Here is a 17,858-nt window from a genome sequence, read left to right as displayed (position 1 = left end):
AAAAACAGACGCTGAGTACTTTCAGCAAAATTGCCGTGCCTTTACTGGGGCCGCTTCGCAGCCAACGCAGGGCAAGCCTGCTCGCCACAGGAGAAATTGGCTGCCTTCAAAAGTTGTGTAGATACCTATGCTCATGCGGGCAAGCCCGGCTCCCACCTTTGGAATGCATTCCAGTGTGGGAGCTGGCTTGCCTGCGATGCAGGCGCCTCGGTGTTACTGCCCGCCGCGCATCAGCTCTTTAGGCACATACTTGCCAATTTCAAACTTGCCAATCGCCGCACGGTGTACTTCATCCGGGCCGTCGGCCAGGCGCAGGGTACGTTGCATGGCGTACATGTAGGCCAGCGGGAAGTCGTTGGAAACCCCCGCGCCACCATGGATCTGGATCGCACGGTCGATCACCTTCAAGGCCACATTCGGCGCCACGACCTTGATCTGCGCGATTTCGCTTTTCGCAACTTTGTTACCCACGGTGTCCATCATGTACGCCGCTTTCAGGGTCAGCAGGCGTGCCATGTCGATTTCCATGCGTGAGTCGGCGATCTTGTCGATATTGCCACCCAGGCGCGCCAATGGCTTGCCGAACGCGGTGCGGCTGACGGAGCGTTTGCACATCAGTTCCAGCGCACGCTCGGCCATGCCGACGGAGCGCATGCAATGGTGGATACGGCCTGGGCCAAGGCGGCCCTGGGCAATCTCGAAACCACGGCCTTCACCCAGCAGTACGTTTTCATACGGCACGCGTACGTTGTCGAACAACACTTCGGCGTGGCCGTGGGGGGCGTCGTCGTAGCCGAACACCGGCAGTGGGCGCACGATCTTCACCCCAGGCGTGTCGACCGGCACCAGGATCATCGAGTGCTGCTGGTGGCGCGGCGCGTCCGGGTTGCTCAGGCCCATGAAGATCAGGATCTTGCAACGCGGGTCGCAGGCGCCGGAAGTCCACCACTTCTTGCCATTGATCACCCACTCATCGCCTTGGCGCTCGGCGCGGGCGGCCATGTTGGTGGCGTCGGATGAGGCCACGTCCGGTTCGGTCATGGCGAACGCCGAGCGAATCTCGCCACGCAGCAGCGGTTCAAGCCAGCGTTGCTTTTGCTCTTCATTGGCGTAGCGCACCAGCACTTCCATGTTGCCGGTGTCGGGGGCGGAACAGTTGAACGGCTCCGGCCCCAACAGCGAGCGGCCCATGATTTCGGCCAGTGGCGCATATTCGAGGTTGGTCAGGCCGGCACCCAGCTCGGATTCGGGCAGGAACAGGTTCCACAAGCCCTCGGCTTTGGCACGGGCCTTGAGCTCTTCCATGATCGCAGTGGGCTGCCAGCGGTCGCCTTCGCTGACCTGGCGTTCGAACACCGGTTCGGCTGGGTAAACGTAAGCGTCCATGAACGCGGTGACGCGTTCACGCAGTTCCTGAACCTTGGGCGAATAAGCGAAATCCATGAGCAGCTCCCTTCTCTGAGAGGTTGTTTAGGTCATGCAATCGATGCTAGAACAGCGCTGATAATTTACCTAGCCTATTCTCGGCGTGTATTAACATTCATCACCGATATATGATCGGCGTATGAGCAGCTAATAAATCGCCACCTGAAAATAAGAGCGCAACGAAATGAATCTGAGCAAGGTCGACCTCAACCTGTTTATCGTCTTCGACGCGATCTACACCGAAGCCAACCTGACCCGCGCCGGGCAGATCGTCGGCATCACCCAGCCGGCGGTGTCCAACGCCCTGGCCCGCCTGCGCGAGACCTTCAACGACCCGCTGTTCGTGCGCACCGCGCAAGGCATGGTGCCCACGCCCATGGCGCAGAACATCATCGGCCCGGTGCGCAACGCGTTGTCGTTGCTGCGGGTGTCGGTGCAGGAAAGCCGGATTTTCAACCCTCAACAGGCGGCCAAGACTTATCGCATCAGCATGACCGACCTCACCGAGGCGGTGATTCTGCCGTTGCTGTTCCAGCGCCTGCGCCGCCTGGCGCCGACCGTGGTGATCGAGAGTTTCTTGTCCAAGCGCCGTGAAACCACCAAGGAACTGGCCGCCGGGCGCCTGGACTTTGCCGTGGATGCACCGCTCAATACCGACCCGCAAGTGCGCCACGTCAAGCTGATGGAAGACCGCTATGTGTGCGCCATGCGCAAGGGCCACCCGATGGCGGGCAAGGACAAGTTCACGCTGGATGACTACCTGTCGCTGACCCATATCCATATCTCCAGCCGCCGCAACGGCCTGGGGCACGTCGACCTGGCGCTGGGCAAGATGGGCATCCAGCGCAAGATCGCCCTGCGCTCCCAGCATTACCTGATGGCTTCGCAAGTGTTGCAGCAAACCGACATGGTGATGACCGTGCCCGAGCGCTTTGCCCGCCGCCATGAGCTGCATTGGTTCAACCTGCCGGTCAACGACGTACCGCCGGTGGAAACCCACCTGTACTGGCACGAAAGCACCGACCAGGACCCAGCCAACCGCTGGATGCGCGAGCAGATGATCGAACTGTGCCAGCAAGTCACCGCGCACGAAAAGAAACTGGATGGCAAGCAAGCCTAAGCTCTGGCGAACGGGCTTGGTGTAGTGAACAGGTATGTTGTAGTGGGCAGGCTTGTTGTGGCGAGCAGGCTTGCCCTGCGTTGGGCTGCGCAGCAGCCCCAATCAAGACAACTCATTTTTCCAGACAGGAACGCGGTGCCTGATTTTGGGGCCGCTTCGCAGCCCAACGCAGGGCAAGCCTGCTCGCCACAGCAAGCTCCCTCGCCACAGGATAAGTATCCATCCAGGCTATTTGCTTGACGTAAACGTCAACCTGCCTTTAGCTTAGCGCCAAGACCTTCTTGAGCGCCCCCATGAGCACGACCTATAGCATCTCCGACCTCGCCCGCGAGCTCGACATCACCACCCGCGCCATTCGCTTTTACGAAGAACAAGGCCTGCTGGCCCCGGAACGCCGGGGCCAGGAGCGCATCTACTCGGCGCGCGACAAGGTCAGCCTCAAGTTGATCCTGCGCGGCAAGCGCATCGGCTTTTCCCTGGCCGAATGCCGTGAGCTGATCGAACTCTACGACCCCAGCAGCGGCAACCACATCCAGCTCAACAGCATGCTGGCGAAAATTGCCGAGCGCCGTGAGCAGCTTGAGCAACAGATGCTCGATATTGAACAGATGAAGCTGGAACTGGACACCGCCGAAGAGCGCTGCACCCAGGCGCTGGCGCAGACCATGAACCCGGTTGGTCCATAAACACAAGGTAGCTGCCCATGTCTCTCCCCTCTTTTGTGCGCCTGGTGGAAGTTGGCCCGCGCGACGGTTTGCAGAACGAAGCCCAACCGATCAGCGTGGCCGACAAGGTTCAACTGGTGGACGCACTCAGCGCAGCCGGCTTGAGTTATATCGAAGTCGGCAGTTTTGTCTCGCCCAAATGGGTGCCGCAGATGGCCGGCTCCGCCGAAGTGTTTGCGCAGATCCAGCGCAAGCCCGGCGTCACCTACGGCGCGCTGGCGCCAAACATGCGCGGCTTTGAAGATGCGCTGGCGGCTGGCGTAAAGGAAGTCGCGGTGTTCGCGGCGGCGTCCGAGGCGTTTTCCCAGCGCAATATCAACTGCTCCATCAGCGAAAGCCTGGAGCGTTTTGCGCCGATCATGGCCGCCGCCAAGCAGCACGGCGTCAGCGTTCGCGGCTATGTGTCGTGTGTGTTGGGTTGCCCCTACGAAGGCCAGATTGCGCCGGAACAAGTCGCGGCGGTCGCACGCGAACTGTACGCCATGGGCTGTTATGAAGTGTCGCTGGGCGACACCATCGGCACCGGCACCGCAGGCGCCACACGGCGGATGTTCGAAGTCGTCGGTGCGCAGGTGCCACGGGACAAATTGGCCGGGCATTTCCATGATACCTATGGCCAGGCAATCGCGAATATCTACGCCAGCCTGCTTGAGGGCATCCACGTATTCGACAGTTCTATTGCGGGCCTGGGCGGTTGCCCTTACGCCAAAGGCGCCAGCGGTAACGTCGCCACCGAAGATGTGGTGTACCTGCTCGACGGCCTGGGTATCAATACCGGTATCGATCTTGCGACATTGATGCGAGCAGGCCAGCAGATCAGTCACGTGCTGGGTCGGCCGACGGGTTCGCGAGTCGCCAAGGCACGTAACGCCGGTTGAGTAGCTTAGCCGTGACAATGTGTTACCGCATCGCTACACATCGAGTAACACGGGAACATATTTTGTCGAATATGCCGTAGGGAAAACCCTACAAAAAAATCAAGCCATTGATTTTAAAGGACTTTTAAAAGTTGGCACGGCTTCTGCTATCTCTATGGCATAACAAGAATAAAAAGCGCCAAACCTAATAAAAATAAGACGAAACGACTCTGACATAACAAAAACAACACGGCAGAGACGCAGCTAACAGATTTTTTTGAAGAAGATGTGCTTCGCAGGGTACGGCGTGCCGACACCCGCAACCGGTTAGAGAAAAATAAAACTACCTCAGGTAGCTACCACTGGTTGGATCGATAACGAAGAGGCAGATCAGCGTTCAAAAAAATACGTTTGCTCTTGACCCCGGATAGGGGTCGCACAAAACAGCGGTAAAGGGTAACGGTTGCCAAAAACAACAACAGACCGCCCCTCAATAATAAAAAAAGAGCACGCAACGACAAATTAAAGGGGACCTTCGGGTCCCCTTTGTGCTTCCTGCGTTTCAACAATTCGTCCATCCACCTCGGTCGACATGTGGGAGCGGGCTTGCTCGCTCCCACACTGGTTCTGTGTCGTCAGGTAGAACGTGTTCGCAACTCCTCGATCGAAATTTCGCGCATACGAAACTTCTGGATCTTGCCCGTCACCGTCATCGGAAACTCATCCACGAACTTGAAGTGCTTGGGCGTCTTGAAGTGCGCAATGCGGCCCTTGCACCAGGTTTGCAGCTCCAGTTCGTTGACCATATGGCCTGGGTGGAATTTGACCCAGGCGACGATCTCTTCGCCGTAACGCGCATCCGGAATGCCAATGATCTGCACATCGGCCACCGCCGGGTGGGTGAAGAAAAACTCCTCCAGTTCACGCGGGTACACGTTCTCACCGCCGCGAATGATCATGTCCTTGTTGCGCCCGGCGATACACACGTAGCCGTGTTCATCCATGCTCGCCAAGTCGCCGGTGTGCATCCAGCCTGCATCATCAATCGCGTCGCGGGTGCCTTCGGGGTTGTTCCAATAGCCGAGCATCACGCTGTAGCCACGGGTGCAGAGTTCACCGATCTGGCCACGGGGCACGGTGTTACCGGCCTCGTCGATGACTTTGTTTTCGAGCTGCGGCTGGGTGCGGCCAACGGTGGTCACGCGCCGCTCCAGGTCGTCATCGGCGCCGGTCTGCAACGACACCGGGCTGGTTTCGGTCATGCCATAGGCGATCTGCACTTCGCCCATGTGCAACTCGCTGATGACCCGGCGCATCACTTCGATAGGGCACGTGGCGCCGGCCATGATGCCGGTGCGCAGGGTGGCCAGGTCGAACTCGCCTCGGCGCGGGTGATCCAGCAGCGCAATAAACATGGTCGGCACGCCGTACAGGCCGGTGGCGCGTTCTTGCGCCACAGCCGTGAGCGTCAGCAGCGGGTCGAAACCGTCATTGGGGTAAATCATGGTGGTGCCGTGGGTGATGCAGCCGAGGTTGCCCATGACCATGCCAAAGCAGTGGTACAACGGCACCGGGATCACCAGGCGGTCCTGCGCGGTGAGGCCCAGGCTTTCGCCGACCATGTAACCGTTATTGAGGATGTTGTGGTGACTGAGGGTTGCGCCCTTGGGAAAGCCGGTGGTGCCCGAGGTGTACTGGATGTTGACGGCTTGATCGAAGTGCAGGCTGGCTTGGCGACTGTAAAGCTGCTCGGGCGGGATGCCGGCGCCGAGCGCCGCCAACTGCGACCAGGGCATAAACCCCGCTGGCGGGCTGGGGTCCAGGCTGATGAGGCCGCGCACGGCGGGCTGCAGTTCCTGCAACATCGCGTGGTAATCGGAGCTCTTGAACGAGCCGGCACACACCAGCCAATCGCAGCCGGACTGTTTGAGTACGTAGGCCAGCTCACTGCTGCGGTAGGCCGGGTTGATGTTGACCAGGATCACGCCGAGCTTGGCGCTGGCGATTTGGGTGATGCACCACTCGGCACAGTTGGGCGCCCAGATGCCCAGGCGATCGCCGGTCTGCATGCCCAATGCCAGGAATGCGCGGGCGTGCATATCCACCGTCTCGGCCAACTCCCGCCAGGTGTAGCGGCGTTGCTGATGGCGCACCACCAAGGCTTCGCCATCGGGGTAGAGCGCCACGGTGTGATCGAAAGCCTGACCGATGGTCATGGCCAGCAAGGTCTTGTCCTGGGAGCCACGGCTGTAGCTCGGGTGCGGTTGATCCATAACGACCCCTGTTGTCTTTTTTGTAGGTTGACGTAAACGTAAACTACGATTGACAGCGCCGTAACGCAAGCTTACGTTAACGTAAAGGTGAGCGCCCTCCTCTGCGCCCCGCCCACACAACAACAAAGCTCACATTAAGGTGCCTGTCCATGAGTTACCCGTCCCTGAACTTCGCCCTCGGTGAAACCATCGACATGCTGCGCGACCAGGTGCAGTCGTTCGTGGCGAAGGAGATCGCGCCCCGTGCGGCGCAGATCGACATCGACAACCTGTTCCCCGCCGACCTGTGGCGCAAGTTCGGGGACATGGGTCTCCTGGGCATCACCGTGCCGGAAGAGTACGGCGGCGCCGGCCTGGGTTACCTGGCGCACGTGGTGAGCATGGAAGAAATCAGCCGTGGTTCGGCGTCGGTGGCGCTGTCCTACGGCGCGCACTCCAACCTGTGCGTCAACCAGATCAACCGCAACGGCAATCACGAGCAAAAACTCAAGTACCTGCCCAAGCTGATCAGCGGCGAGCACGTCGGCGCCCTGGCCATGAGCGAGCCGAATGCCGGCTCCGACGTGGTCTCGATGAAGCTGCGCGCCGACAAACACGGCGACCACTACGTGCTCAACGGCAGCAAGACCTGGATCACCAACGGCCCCGACGCCAACACCTACGTGATCTACGCCAAGACCGACCTGGAAAAAGGCCCCCACGGCATCACCGCGTTTATCGTCGAGCGCGACTCGAAAGGCTTCAGCCGCAGCAACAAGTTCGACAAGCTGGGCATGCGCGGCTCCAACACCTGCGAACTGTTTTTCGATGATGTCGAGGTGCCCGAAGAAAACATCCTTGGCGTGCTCAATGGTGGCGTCAAAGTGCTGATGAGCGGCCTGGACTACGAGCGCGTGGTGCTCTCGGGCGGCCCGACCGGGATCATGCAAGCGTGCATGGACCTGATCGTGCCCTACATCCACGACCGCAAGCAGTTCGGCCAGAGCATCGGCGAATTCCAGCTGATCCAGGGTAAGGTCGCCGATATGTACACCCAACTCAACGCCAGCCGCGCCTACCTCTACGCCGTGGCCCAGGCCTGCGAACGTGGCGAAACCACACGCAAGGACGCCGCCGGGGTGATCCTCTACAGTGCCGAGCGCGCCACACAAATGGCCCTGGACGCGATCCAGATTCTCGGCGGCAATGGCTACATCAATGAATTCCCTGCCGGGCGCCTGTTGCGTGACGCCAAGCTGTACGAAATCGGTGCCGGCACCAGTGAGATTCGCCGGATGCTGATCGGTCGCGAACTCTTCAACGAATCCCGCTGAAGGAGCGCCCCATGGCCATCTTGCACACCCAGCTAAATCCGCGTTCAGCGGAGTTCGCCGACAACAGCGCGGCGATGCGCCAACAGGTCGACGCCCTGCACACCTTGCTCGCCCATGTGCAGCAAGGCGGCGGCGCCAAGGCCCAGGAGCGGCACACCTCGCGCGGCAAACTGCTGCCGCGTGAGCGTATCAACCGCTTGCTCGACCCTGGCTCGCCGTTCCTGGAACTCAGCCAGTTGGCGGCGCATCAGGTGTACGGCGAAGACGTGCCGGCAGCCGGCGTGATCGCCGGGATCGGCCGTGTGGAAGGCGTGGAATGCATGATCGTCGCCAACGACGCCACGGTCAAAGGCGGCTCGTACTACCCGCTCACGGTAAAAAAACACCTGCGTGCCCAGACCATCGCCGAGCAGAACCGCCTGCCGTGCATTTATCTGGTGGACTCCGGTGGCGCCAACCTGCCGCGTCAGGACGAAGTATTCCCTGACCGCGAGCACTTCGGGCGGATTTTCTTCAACCAGGCGAATATGAGTGCCCAGGGCATCCCGCAAATCGCCGTGGTGATGGGCTCGTGTACTGCCGGTGGGGCTTATGTGCCGGCCATGGCCGACGAAGCGATCATGGTGCGCCAGCAAGCCACAATCTTCCTCGCCGGGCCGCCGCTGGTAAAAGCCGCGACCGGCGAAGTGGTCAGCGCCGAAGACCTCGGCGGTGCCGATGTGCACTGCAAGATCTCCGGCGTAGCCGACCACTATGCCGACAGCGACGAACATGCGCTGGCCCTGGCCCGGCGCAGTGTGGCCAACCTCAATTGGCGCAAGCAAGGTCAGTTAGTGCAACGCCCGCCGGTGGTGCCCTTGTACAGCAGCGAAGAGTTGTACGGGGTAATCCCGGCCGATGCCAAGCAGCCGTTCGATGTGCGCGAAGTGATCGCGCGGCTGGTGGATGGTTCGGTTCTTGATGAGTTCAAGGCGCTGTTTGGCACCACGCTCGTGTGTGGCTTTGCGCACCTGCACGGCTACCCGATTGCGATCCTGGCCAACAACGGGATTCTGTTCGCCGAAGCCGCGCAAAAAGGCGCGCACTTTATCGAGCTGGCCTGTCAGCGCGGGATTCCGTTGCTGTTCTTGCAGAACATCACCGGGTTTATGGTCGGCCAGAAGTACGAAGCCGGTGGCATCGCCAAACACGGCGCCAAGCTGGTCACGGCGGTGGCCTGCGCCAAGGTGCCCAAGTTCACGGTAATCATCGGTGGCAGCTTTGGCGCCGGCAATTACGGCATGTGTGGTCGTGCTTATGACCCGCGCTTTTTGTGGATGTGGCCGAATGCGCGCATCGGCGTGATGGGCGCCGAACAGGCCGCCGGCGTGCTGGTGCAGGTCAAGCGCGAACAGGCCGAGCGCGCAGGCAATGCGTTCAGCGCCGAAGAAGAAGCCGCGATCAAGCAGCCGATTCTCGACCAGTACGAAACCCAGGGCCACCCCTACTACTCCAGCGCACGTTTGTGGGATGACGGTGTGATTGACCCGCAGCAGACCCGTGACGTGCTGGCGCTGGCGTTGTCCGCCGCGCTGAATGCCCCCATCGAGCCGAGCCGCTTCGGCGTGTTCCGCATGTAAATGGAGCTGTACCCCATGAGCGATTTCAACACCCTCGAACTGGTCACCGACAGCCGTGGTTTTGCCACGCTGTGGCTCAGTCGTGAAGCCAAGAACAACGCGTTCAATGCGCAGATGATCCGCGAACTGATCATCGCCCTCGACCAGGTGCAGGCCGATGCGTCCCTGCGTTTTTTGCTGCTGCGCGCACGTGGCAAGCACTTCAGCGCCGGCGCGGACCTGGCCTGGATGCAGCAATCGGCCGAGCTGGATTACCACACCAACCTGGACGACGCGCGCGAACTGGCCGAGTTGATGTACAACCTGGCCAAGTTGAAAATCCCCACCCTGGCGGTGGTGCAAGGCGCGGCGTACGGCGGCGCGCTGGGCTTGATCAGTTGCTGCGACATGGCGATTGGCGCGGATGACGCGCAGTTCTGCCTGTCGGAAGTGCGCATCGGCCTGGCCCCGGCGGTGATCAGCCCGTTCGTGGTGCAGGCCATCGGCGAGCGGGCTGCGCGCCGCTATGCGCTGACGGCCGAGCGTTTTGGCGGCCAGCGTGCGCGTGAAATCGGCTTGCTGGCAGAGAGTTACCCCGCCACCGAGCTGGATGCGCAAGTGGAACAGTGGACCGCCAACCTGTTGCAAAACAGCCCGGCGGCGATGCGCGCCAGCAAGGATTTGCTGCGCGAAGTCGGCAACGGCGCCCTCACCCCGGCGCTGCGTCGGTATTGCGAAAACGCCATCGCGCGGATTCGCGTGAGCGCCGAGGGCCAGGAAGGCTTGCGCGCGTTCCTGCAGAAACGCCCGCCCAGCTGGCAAGCGCAGGAGCCACGTTCATGAGCACACTGACCACTGTGCTGGTGGCCAACCGTGGTGAAATCGCCTGCCGGGTGATGCGCACCGCCAAAGCGATGGGCCTGACCACCGTGGCGGTCCACAGCGCCACCGACCGCGAAGCGCGCCATAGCCGCGAGGCCGACATTCGGGTCGACCTAGGTGGCAGCAAGGCCACCGACAGTTACCTGCAAATCGACAAACTGATCGCCGCCGCCCACGCCAGCGGCGCGCAGGCGATCCATCCGGGTTACGGCTTTCTGTCGGAGAACGCCGGCTTTGCCCGTGCGATCGAAGCCGCCGGTCTTGTTTTCCTGGGTCCGCCCGCCTCGGCCATCGATGCCATGGGCAGCAAATCAGCGGCCAAGGCGTTGATGGAAACCGCCGGGGTGCCGCTGGTGCCGGGTTATCACGGTGCGGCCCAGGACCTGGAAACTTTCCGCGATGCCTGCGAACGTATCGGTTACCCGGTACTGCTCAAGGCTACGGCCGGCGGCGGCGGCAAGGGTATGAAGGTGGTCGAGGAGGTCAGCCAGTTGGCCGAAGCCCTGGCTTCGGCCCAGCGTGAGGCGCTGTCGTCCTTCGGCAATGCGCAGATGCTGGTGGAGAAATACCTGCTCAAACCGCGCCACGTGGAGATTCAGGTGTTTGCCGACCAACACGGCCATTGCCTGTACCTCAATGAGCGCGACTGCTCCATTCAGCGTCGCCATCAAAAGGTGGTGGAAGAAGCACCCGCACCGGGCTTGAGTGCCGAGCAGCGTAAAGCCATGGGTGAGGCGGCCGTGCGTGCGGCCCAGGCGATTGGCTATGTGGGCGCCGGCACCGTGGAGTTCTTGCTGGACGCGCGTGGCGAGTTCTTCTTCATGGAGATGAACACGCGGCTGCAGGTAGAGCATCCGGTGACCGAGGCGATTACCGGCCTTGATCTGGTCGAGTGGCAGATTCGTGTGGCTCAGGGTGAGCCGCTGCCGATCACCCAGGATCAGGTGCCGTTGATCGGCCATGCGATTGAAGTGCGCTTGTACGCCGAAGACCCGGCCAATGACTTCCTGCCGGCCACCGGGCACCTGGCGCTGTACCGTGAATCTGCGCCGGGGCCGGGCCGTCGCGTCGACAGCGGTGTAGCTCAAGGCGACAACGTTTCGCCCTTCTATGACCCGATGCTCGGCAAGCTGATCGCCTGGGGCGAAGACCGCGAACAGGCACGCCTGCGCCTATTGAGCATGCTCGACGAGTTTGCAGTGGGCGGGCTTAAGACCAACCTTGGCTTTTTGCGGCGCATCATTGGCCATCCGGCGTTTGCGGCGGCTGAACTCGATACCGGGTTTATTCCGCGCTATCAGGACGAGCTGCTGCCAACTCCCGGCGCGTTGAGCGATGAATTCTGGCAGGCGGCGGGTGCGGCGTTTATACAGAGCCAACCCGCCGGTGATGGCCCGTGGGCGGATACCCGCGGTTTTCGTGCCGGGTTGCCGAACGATGTGTCGTTGCACTTGAGTTGCGCCGGGCAGGACCGGCTGGTGACGTTGCAGGGCGGCGCTGCACACGTGCGTGGCGATCAATTGCTGATCGAGCACCAAGGCATGCGCCGCGCTCATCTGGCGGTGCGCAGCGAAGGCATTCTGTACCTGCGCTGGGACGGCCAGATGCAGGCCGTCAGCCTGTTTGACCCGATTGTTGCGGTCGAGGCCAACCAGACTCATCAAGGCGGCCTCACGGCGCCGATGAACGGCAGCATCGTGCGGGTGCTGGTGGGCGTGGGCCAGAGTGTCGAGGCCGGTACTCAACTGGTGGTGCTGGAGGCCATGAAAATGGAGCACAGCATCCGCGCGCCCCACGCCGGGGTGGTCAAGGCACTGTTTTGCCAGGAAGGTGAAATGGTCGCCGAAGGCAGCGCCCTGGTAGAGCTCGAAGCCGCGGGCTAGAACTTCGCCGTGGCCTGCACCACAACGCCGAGGATTCGGCACGCGTCGGTGAACCGCTGTTTGGGGTACGTCGGGTTGAGCGGTACCAGGTAAAGCTGGCCGCTCTCTTCGAGCAATTGGCGAAAGGTCGCCTGGGTGCTGTCGGGCCATTGCGCGACTACCAGCTTGCCGGGTGCGGGTTCGATGGCCGGGTCTACCAGGATCAGCATGCCCGCACCGATGCTCAGGCCGCTGGGCGCGGTCATGGCGTCGCCCGTCACGGGCAGCCAAAAGGCTTCACCCTGGGCGTGATAATCCGTCAGTTCGAAACGTGCCGCGCCGTAAGTGGGGCGCGCTTCGCGGATTTCGCAGACGCCCTTCCAGTCGCTGACCGGGTAACGGAAATACGGGTTGTAATGTTGCTCCAGCGCGGACGTTTCGTCGGCCTTTTCGCGAATCTCCAGCGCGACTTCCAGGTAGCCCAGCCCCAGCTCGGCCAGCACCCGGTTCATGTCCGCCAGGCTTGGCACACGACGCTTATTGAGCCAATGACCGACGCCGCCCTGGGACATGCCCAAGCGTTCGGCCAGTTCATCCTGCGTGACCTTGCGGTCTTTCATGTTGGCTTTGACCAACGCTATCCAGTTATCCATGGGCGTGACGATACGTTGCGCAGTGGCCACGACAATAAACAGTTTGTAGTAATCCATCAAATGACATAAATACGATTCGTATTACTATCAGGTGCAGGTTTTCAACGTCCAGCCAGAGTAATCGCCCTCATGATGACCCTCACGAATCACCTGCCCAGCACGCCTGAAACCGACGAGCTGCTGACGTTGCGCAGCAGTGGCGCCGCGCAACGGGCACTCGACTATTACTTGAAAGAGGATGTGTCGACGCCCACGCCAGACCCCGGGTTTTTCGACATCAGGCCCGGCATCAGCCATGAAGACGCCCTGGTGCACGCATCGGACCTGCTGCGCAGTGCAGCGGCGGCCGCCTATGAATCGGCAAGCAACCGGCAGGGCAACCAGCGGGACCTGGCCTTTTCGGTGGTGTATTTGATTGATATGGCCAAAGCGATGGTGGAACAGGCATTGCACGTGCCTGCTGCCCAGGCGAGCGCCTGACAGGCACGAGAGAAAAATATTTCTATCCCAGGGATAAAAACATTTGACTTGCAAATGATAATGATTATTATTGGACCTAGCTGATCGCGAGATCAGTCGATAGACCAAGGGACCTTAGGTCGGACTCTTGGAATATCTCCTCATCAGGCTAATCACGGTTTTTGACCCGGCTCTTTGGCCGGGTCTTTTTTTTGCCAGTTTTTTCTGGCGTGGCTTCAGGCTAATGAAGACTGTGTGTTGCTTAATGGCGCGCATGGTAGCAAAAGAGCATCGCCAAAAGAAAGCCGATAGGACGCTCTAGCCCGGATCTTTGCGAAATAGCGCTTGAGAATCAATCTCATAGATTCTAAGCTGCTGCTGCGTCAAGGACGACGCCCCCTTCCCCGTGCAACAATTTTGCAGCAAAATTTTGCCTCACTCCTGTGTAAGATATCCGCCACAACAATCATACGCAGGCAGCCAGACCATGACAGTGGCCTTGACCTCCATCAAGATCAGCACCGACTTCGACAGCGGCAACATCCAGGTCCTGGATGCCAGCGACGCTTACCAGTTGTTGCTGGCGATCAAACCCGATACCCGCAGCGCACATTTCCAGTGGTTTCACTTCAAGGCCGAAGGCATGCATGTGGGCCACACCCACACCTACCGCCTGAGCAACGCCGGCCATTCATCGTATAAAAATGCCTGGAGTGGTTATAACGCCGTGGCGTCCTATGACCACGTCAACTGGTTCCGTGTGCCCACGCGCTTTGATGGCGATACCTTGCATATCAGCCTGGAGACCCGCGAGAAGCAAGCCTGGTTCGCCTACTTCGAACCTTACAGCCGTGAGCGTCACGACTGGCTGATCGAACAGGCGCTGAGCCGCGCCGGCACCCAGCTACTCGCCACCGGCAAAAGCGCCGAGGGCCGTGATATCCAACTGCTACGCCGCGGCAAAGGTGGCGAAGGCCAGCGCAAGGTGTGGATCATCGCCCAGCAGCATCCCGGCGAACACATGGCTGAATGGTTCATGGAAGGTGTGATCGAGCGCCTGCAACAGGACGGTGACGCTGAGCTGAAAAAGCTCCTGGCCGTCGCCGACCTGTACCTGATCCCCAACATGAACCCCGATGGCGCCTTCCACGGGCATCTGCGCACCAACGCCATGGGCCAGGACCTCAACCGCGCCTGGCAGAACGCCAGCGAGGCGCTCAGCCCGGAAGTGCTGTTCGCCCAGCAGCAGATGGAGAAATACGGTGTCGACCTGTTCCTCGATATCCATGGCGATGAAGAAATCCCCTACGTCTTCACCGCTGGCTGCGAAGGCAACCCCGGCTACACGCCGCGCATCGAAGCGCTGGAAAAAACCTTTCGCAGCCATTTGAGCGGCCTGACCCGCGACTTCCAGACCACTCACGGCTACACCCGCGATCTGCCGGGCGAAGCCAACATGACCCTGGCCTGCAATGCTATTGGCCAGCAGTACGATTGCCTGTCGCTGACCCTGGAGATGCCTTTCAAGGACAACGACGACGCACCCAACCTGAAAACCGGTTGGTCCGGGGAGCGCTCCAAACAACTGGGCAAGGACGTGTTAAGCAGCGTGGCGCATATCGTCACCACCCTGCGCTGACCCGCCCTGCCCCCGGCATCAGTGCTTGGTGCCGGTCATGCTTTGCAGCACGCCATCACGGCGAATCAGCCCGTGGAACAGCGCCGCCGCGAGGTGCAGCAGCACCGTCAGGAACAACAGGTAGGCCAGGTAGCCATGCGCCTTGCGCAGCAGCGCAAACAGCGGTGCATTGGCGGCTACCAATGCCGGCAATTGCACCGAACTGCTGAGCATCACCGGGTCACCGGCCGCCGAAATCATCGCCCAGCCCAGCAACGGCAATACCAGCATCAACGCATACAACACTACGTGGGACGCCTTGGCGGCCAGCACTTGCCACAGCGGCAGGTCAGCCGGCAGCGGCGGTTGCCGGGTGGAAAAACGCACTACCAGCCGCACAATCACCAGCGCCAGAATCGCGATACCCAGCGGCTTGTGCAGGTGAATCAGCCATTCGTGGCGCTCCGACACCGACGCCGCCATGCCCGCGCCGATAAACAACATGGCAATCACCATCAGCGCCATCAGCCAATGCAGCAAGCGAGCCAGAGGCGCGAAAAACCGTGGTTGGACATTCATGGCTTCGACTCCTGAGGGGCACTGTGCAGCGGGCTGACTTCGCCGGCGCGGCGTACATAGGAACTGGCATAGGCGGCCGAGCGTGCAGCCAGCAGCGGGTCATTGGAGGCTTGGATACCGCTGGGCAGAATCAGCGGGTCAAAGTTGATATCGCGGCAATCGCCGTCAGCTTGCGGCTGGCTGCTTTGCAGCACCAGAGTGCCGGCGTTGAGCACCTTGTGCTCGCCGGTCCAGGCTTTACTGGCGTCGTCCAGCGGGTCGCCAGGGTTGGCCAGGGTCATGCTCAGTTGCCAACGCAGCGGGCCAGCCGCCAAGCGCTGTACCAGGTCTTTTTCGAGGAAATCCGCACCCGGTGGCGCGGTATCTCCCGCCGCATCCTGACTCTGTGGCACCACGCCCCAACGCACCGCCTGGCGCTGGCCATCGGCGCTTATCAGGTAAAAGGCATTGATGCCGTTGTAGGTTTCGGTCGCGTAACTGGCCGAGGGCTTGGCGGTCTTGACCCACGCCAGGAACGGCGCCGTCTCGGGGTGCGCGGCAAAAAACGCCGGCATGCTGGTAGGGTTCGGCTTGCCGGTGGCCGGCTCGGGTGCGCCGGCCTTGAGCATCTGGTAAAACGCCTCAGGCGTGCCCACCGGGAACACCGGCATGCTGTTCATCCCCGTGCGCCATTGCTGGCCATTAGCCTGGCTGAACTGCAAGGCGAAACTGCGGATCGGCACACTGCTGTCCGGCGCGTAGGGGTTTCCGCTGGGCAAGGCGAACCGACCGATCACCGGGGTTTTCGCCTCGCTGAACACCTGGGCACTGGAGTAAGCGCGCGCCTCGGGGCTGCTCTCGAAGTAACCGGCCACACAGACGCCCTTGGCATGGTTACGCCGAAACCCAGGGTGTATACCGTTATTGGTTTCCAGGGCATTTACCAGGGTTTTGGGACGTAGGCGCTGTGGGTCAAGCGTGCCGTTGACGTAGGCGAACGCCCCGGCAACGACCGCAACCACAGCACCGATACTGGCAAGCCTTGCAATCAGGCTCGCTGTACTCAATTGCGGACGAGGCGGTGATGAGTGATCTACCATGAAGTGACTCCAAAGCCAGAGGCCTAAGCTTGAAACATAAGGTCGGAGCATTAAGACGAACGCCGAATGGCTCTATTCCCATGCAGTAAATTTATTTTTCAAGCCGGGGAATAACCTTCAACGTCATACGTCTCTCAAGTCCCAGCGTAGCGACCAGCCAGATTCCCATGCACGAACTCGACGAACAGTTACGTGAACTCCTCCCCAGAATGCGACGTTTTGCGCTGTCACTGACGCGCAACGCCAGCAGCGCCGACGACCTGGTGCAGTCGACCCTTGAGCGGGCGATCATCAGCTGGGCCGACAAACGCCTGGAAGGCGATCTGCGTGCCTGGCTGTTCTCGATCCTCTACCGCCAGTTCCTCGACGCCCACCGGCGCAACCGGCGTTATGCACGCATGCTTGAATTCTTCACCGGCCGTGACGATGCGCAACCCTCGGTGGAGCGCACGGTGATGGCCCAATCGACGCTGCACGCCTTCGACCAACTCAACACCGAGCAACGTGCACTGCTGCTGTGGGTGTCGGTCGAAGGGTTAAGTTACAAGGAAGTTGCCGCGATCCTGGCGGTGCCGGTGGGTACCGTGATGTCGCGCCTGTCCCGTGCGCGCCAGGCCTTGCGTCAACTCAGCGAAGGCGAAATTACCAGCCCTGCCCTGCGGATACTCAAATGATTAGCCTGCCCCCCAGCGAACACGATTTGCATGCCTACGTCGATCACCAACTGCCGGAGAGCGACCGCCGCGTGCTTGAAACCTGGTTGGCTGCCCACCCTGAAATGGCCGCCCAGGTGCATGCCTGGCAACAGGATGCACACGCCCTGCGCGCCGCCTTGAGCGGGACGTTGCAGCAACCGGCCAACCCCGATCTCGACCCGGCGCTGATTCGCCAACGCATTCGGCATCAATCGCGCCGCCACCTGGCCAGCGCCGCCGTGCTGCTGATCGCGGTCTGCCTCGGCGGCCTTGGCGGTTGGCACGCCCGCGAAGCGACCCAACCACCGATGTTGCCGATGGCCGATGCCATGCAGGCGTTCCGCCTGTTTGCCCAGGACGGCATCATGCCCGCCGACTTCAACACCGAAGATGGCGGCTCCATGCAAGCCTGGCTGGATCGCTATTTCAACCAGGCCCATCGCCTGCCCGATTTGAGCCAAGCCGGTTTCAAGCCGGTGAGCGGGCGCCTGCTCACCACTGAGCAAGGTGCGGCGGCGATGGTGTTGTATGAGGATCAGCAAGGCCATCGCATCAGCTTCTACATCCGCCCGCCGGGACCGGAAAACGGCTTCCTGCCGCGTGGCAGCCGCAGCGCCGATGGGTTGCAGGCCGATTACTGGTCCGGTGGCGGGTACAACTATGCGATGGTCAGCCCGGTGGATCAGGCGGCGACGCACTTGCTCAAGTTCTAGAAGACCC

General features: G+C 61.1%; 16 protein-coding genes. 11 read left to right on the top strand and 5 right to left on the bottom strand.

Going from position 1 to position 17,858, the window contains the following annotated elements; all coding sequences use genetic code 11:
• Positions 1-213: 213 nt before the first annotated feature.
• Positions 214-1,443 carry an acyl-CoA dehydrogenase gene (locus tag P5706_RS12215; RefSeq protein WP_285679391.1) on the bottom strand — a complete coding sequence of 410 codons (1,230 nt, stop codon included), beginning with the start codon at positions 1,441-1,443 and terminating at the stop codon, positions 214-216.
• A 166-nt stretch (positions 1,444-1,609) separates the two neighbouring features.
• On the opposite strand from P5706_RS12215, the gene P5706_RS12210 reads away from it, so the two are divergent.
• The 3 genes from P5706_RS12210 to P5706_RS12200 all read left to right on the top strand — a co-directional run bounded on the left by P5706_RS12210 (position 1,610) and on the right by P5706_RS12200 (position 4,148).
• Positions 1,610-2,545 (top strand): LysR family transcriptional regulator, encoded by a 936-nt coding sequence (locus P5706_RS12210; protein ID WP_017136514.1) that lies wholly within the window; start codon positions 1,610-1,612, stop codon positions 2,543-2,545.
• A 293-nt stretch (positions 2,546-2,838) separates the two neighbouring features.
• Entirely contained in the window at positions 2,839-3,231 is a 393-nt protein-coding gene (locus P5706_RS12205) for a MerR family transcriptional regulator (RefSeq protein WP_058420934.1), read from the top strand.
• 17 nt (positions 3,232-3,248) lie between these two features.
• Positions 3,249-4,148 carry a hydroxymethylglutaryl-CoA lyase gene (locus P5706_RS12200; protein WP_285679390.1) on the top strand — a complete coding sequence of 300 codons (900 nt, stop codon included), beginning with the start codon at positions 3,249-3,251 and terminating at the stop codon, positions 4,146-4,148.
• Between the two features lie 614 nt (positions 4,149-4,762).
• Here the strand turns inward: P5706_RS12200 and P5706_RS12195 are convergent.
• Complete coding sequence (locus P5706_RS12195) at positions 4,763-6,400, bottom strand: AMP-binding protein (protein WP_285679389.1); 1,638 nt, start codon at positions 6,398-6,400, stop codon at positions 4,763-4,765.
• A gap of 149 nt (positions 6,401-6,549) precedes the next feature.
• On the opposite strand from P5706_RS12195, the gene P5706_RS12190 reads away from it, so the two are divergent.
• Genes P5706_RS12190 through P5706_RS12175 form a run of 4 tightly spaced genes read left to right on the top strand, consistent with a single transcriptional unit; the run spans position 6,550 to position 12,076 of the window.
• The gene (locus P5706_RS12190) at positions 6,550-7,713 is read left to right on the top strand and encodes an isovaleryl-CoA dehydrogenase (RefSeq protein WP_285679388.1); all 1,164 of its coding nucleotides are present in this window, start codon (positions 6,550-6,552) and stop codon (positions 7,711-7,713) included.
• An 11-nt stretch (positions 7,714-7,724) separates the two neighbouring features.
• Positions 7,725-9,332, top strand: a complete 1,608-nt coding sequence (locus P5706_RS12185; protein WP_285679387.1) for a carboxyl transferase domain-containing protein — start codon at positions 7,725-7,727, stop codon at positions 9,330-9,332.
• 15 nt (positions 9,333-9,347) lie between these two features.
• On the top strand, positions 9,348-10,154 hold the full coding sequence (locus P5706_RS12180; protein WP_285679386.1) for a gamma-carboxygeranoyl-CoA hydratase: 807 nt from the start codon (positions 9,348-9,350) through the stop codon (positions 10,152-10,154).
• Positions 10,151-12,076 carry an acetyl/propionyl/methylcrotonyl-CoA carboxylase subunit alpha gene (locus P5706_RS12175; RefSeq protein WP_285679385.1) on the top strand — a complete coding sequence of 642 codons (1,926 nt, stop codon included), beginning with the start codon at positions 10,151-10,153 and terminating at the stop codon, positions 12,074-12,076. Before P5706_RS12180 ends, P5706_RS12175 begins: the two co-directional genes overlap by 4 nt.
• On the opposite strand, the gene P5706_RS12170 is transcribed toward P5706_RS12175, so the two are convergent.
• A complete protein-coding gene (locus P5706_RS12170; RefSeq protein ID WP_285682713.1) occupies positions 12,073-12,708 on the bottom strand; it encodes a LexA family protein in 636 nt (211 codons plus the stop codon). The genes P5706_RS12175 and P5706_RS12170 overlap by 4 nt on opposite strands.
• Before the next feature lie 129 nt (positions 12,709-12,837).
• Here P5706_RS12170 and P5706_RS12165 point away from each other — a divergent pair, with 129 nt between their 5' ends.
• On the top strand, positions 12,838-13,188 hold the full coding sequence (locus P5706_RS12165) for a DUF6124 family protein (protein WP_285679384.1): 351 nt from the start codon (positions 12,838-12,840) through the stop codon (positions 13,186-13,188).
• A gap of 466 nt (positions 13,189-13,654) precedes the next feature.
• Entirely contained in the window at positions 13,655-14,806 is a 1,152-nt protein-coding gene (locus P5706_RS12160; RefSeq protein WP_285679383.1) for a M14 family metallopeptidase, read from the top strand.
• 18 nt (positions 14,807-14,824) lie between these two features.
• On the opposite strand, the gene P5706_RS12155 is transcribed toward P5706_RS12160, so the two are convergent.
• Positions 14,825-15,364: a cytochrome b gene (locus tag P5706_RS12155; RefSeq protein ID WP_200432423.1), complete on the bottom strand. Its 540-nt coding sequence runs from the start codon at positions 15,362-15,364 to the stop codon at positions 14,825-14,827.
• A complete protein-coding gene (locus P5706_RS12150) occupies positions 15,361-16,443 on the bottom strand; it encodes a catalase family peroxidase (RefSeq protein ID WP_285679381.1) in 1,083 nt (360 codons plus the stop codon). Before P5706_RS12150 ends, P5706_RS12155 begins: the two co-directional genes overlap by 4 nt.
• Positions 16,444-16,610: 167 nt before the next feature.
• Here P5706_RS12150 and P5706_RS12145 point away from each other — a divergent pair, with 167 nt between their 5' ends.
• Positions 16,611-17,117 (top strand): sigma-70 family RNA polymerase sigma factor, encoded by a 507-nt coding sequence (locus tag P5706_RS12145; RefSeq protein WP_285679380.1) that lies wholly within the window; start codon positions 16,611-16,613, stop codon positions 17,115-17,117.
• On the top strand, positions 17,114-17,851 hold the full coding sequence (locus P5706_RS12140; RefSeq protein WP_285679379.1) for an anti-sigma factor family protein: 738 nt from the start codon (positions 17,114-17,116) through the stop codon (positions 17,849-17,851). The genes P5706_RS12145 and P5706_RS12140 overlap by 4 nt, the downstream gene beginning before the upstream one ends.
• Positions 17,852-17,858: the final 7 nt, after the last annotated feature.

Origin of the sequence: Pseudomonas sp. ChxA (assembly GCF_030263855.1) — a bacterium.
Lineage (GTDB): Bacteria > Pseudomonadota > Gammaproteobacteria > Pseudomonadales > Pseudomonadaceae > Aquipseudomonas > Aquipseudomonas fluorescens_CB.
Note: the sequence above shows the minus strand (reverse complement) of the source record. Positions and strands in the feature narration are given on the sequence as shown.

Bases quoted from the DNA above. Each gene is read 5' to 3' on its own strand.
- P5706_RS12215 (WP_285679391.1), bottom strand. From the start codon at position 1,443: ATGGATTTCGCTTATTCGCCCAAGGTTCAGGAACTGCGTGAACGCGTC.
- P5706_RS12210 (WP_017136514.1), top strand. From the start codon at position 1,610: ATGAATCTGAGCAAGGTCGACCTCAACCTGTTTATCGTCTTCGACGCG.
- P5706_RS12205 (WP_058420934.1), top strand. From the start codon at position 2,839: ATGAGCACGACCTATAGCATCTCCGACCTCGCCCGCGAGCTCGACATC.
- P5706_RS12200 (WP_285679390.1), top strand. From the start codon at position 3,249: ATGTCTCTCCCCTCTTTTGTGCGCCTGGTGGAAGTTGGCCCGCGCGAC.
- P5706_RS12195 (WP_285679389.1), bottom strand. From the start codon at position 6,400: ATGGATCAACCGCACCCGAGCTACAGCCGTGGCTCCCAGGACAAGACC.
- P5706_RS12190 (WP_285679388.1), top strand. From the start codon at position 6,550: ATGAGTTACCCGTCCCTGAACTTCGCCCTCGGTGAAACCATCGACATG.
- P5706_RS12185 (WP_285679387.1), top strand. From the start codon at position 7,725: ATGGCCATCTTGCACACCCAGCTAAATCCGCGTTCAGCGGAGTTCGCC.
- P5706_RS12180 (WP_285679386.1), top strand. From the start codon at position 9,348: ATGAGCGATTTCAACACCCTCGAACTGGTCACCGACAGCCGTGGTTTT.
- P5706_RS12175 (WP_285679385.1), top strand. From the start codon at position 10,151: ATGAGCACACTGACCACTGTGCTGGTGGCCAACCGTGGTGAAATCGCC.
- P5706_RS12170 (WP_285682713.1), bottom strand. From the start codon at position 12,708: ATGGATAACTGGATAGCGTTGGTCAAAGCCAACATGAAAGACCGCAAG.
- P5706_RS12165 (WP_285679384.1), top strand. From the start codon at position 12,838: ATGATGACCCTCACGAATCACCTGCCCAGCACGCCTGAAACCGACGAG.
- P5706_RS12160 (WP_285679383.1), top strand. From the start codon at position 13,655: ATGACAGTGGCCTTGACCTCCATCAAGATCAGCACCGACTTCGACAGC.
- P5706_RS12155 (WP_200432423.1), bottom strand. From the start codon at position 15,364: ATGAATGTCCAACCACGGTTTTTCGCGCCTCTGGCTCGCTTGCTGCAT.
- P5706_RS12150 (WP_285679381.1), bottom strand. From the start codon at position 16,443: ATGGTAGATCACTCATCACCGCCTCGTCCGCAATTGAGTACAGCGAGC.
- P5706_RS12145 (WP_285679380.1), top strand. From the start codon at position 16,611: ATGCACGAACTCGACGAACAGTTACGTGAACTCCTCCCCAGAATGCGA.
- P5706_RS12140 (WP_285679379.1), top strand. From the start codon at position 17,114: ATGATTAGCCTGCCCCCCAGCGAACACGATTTGCATGCCTACGTCGAT.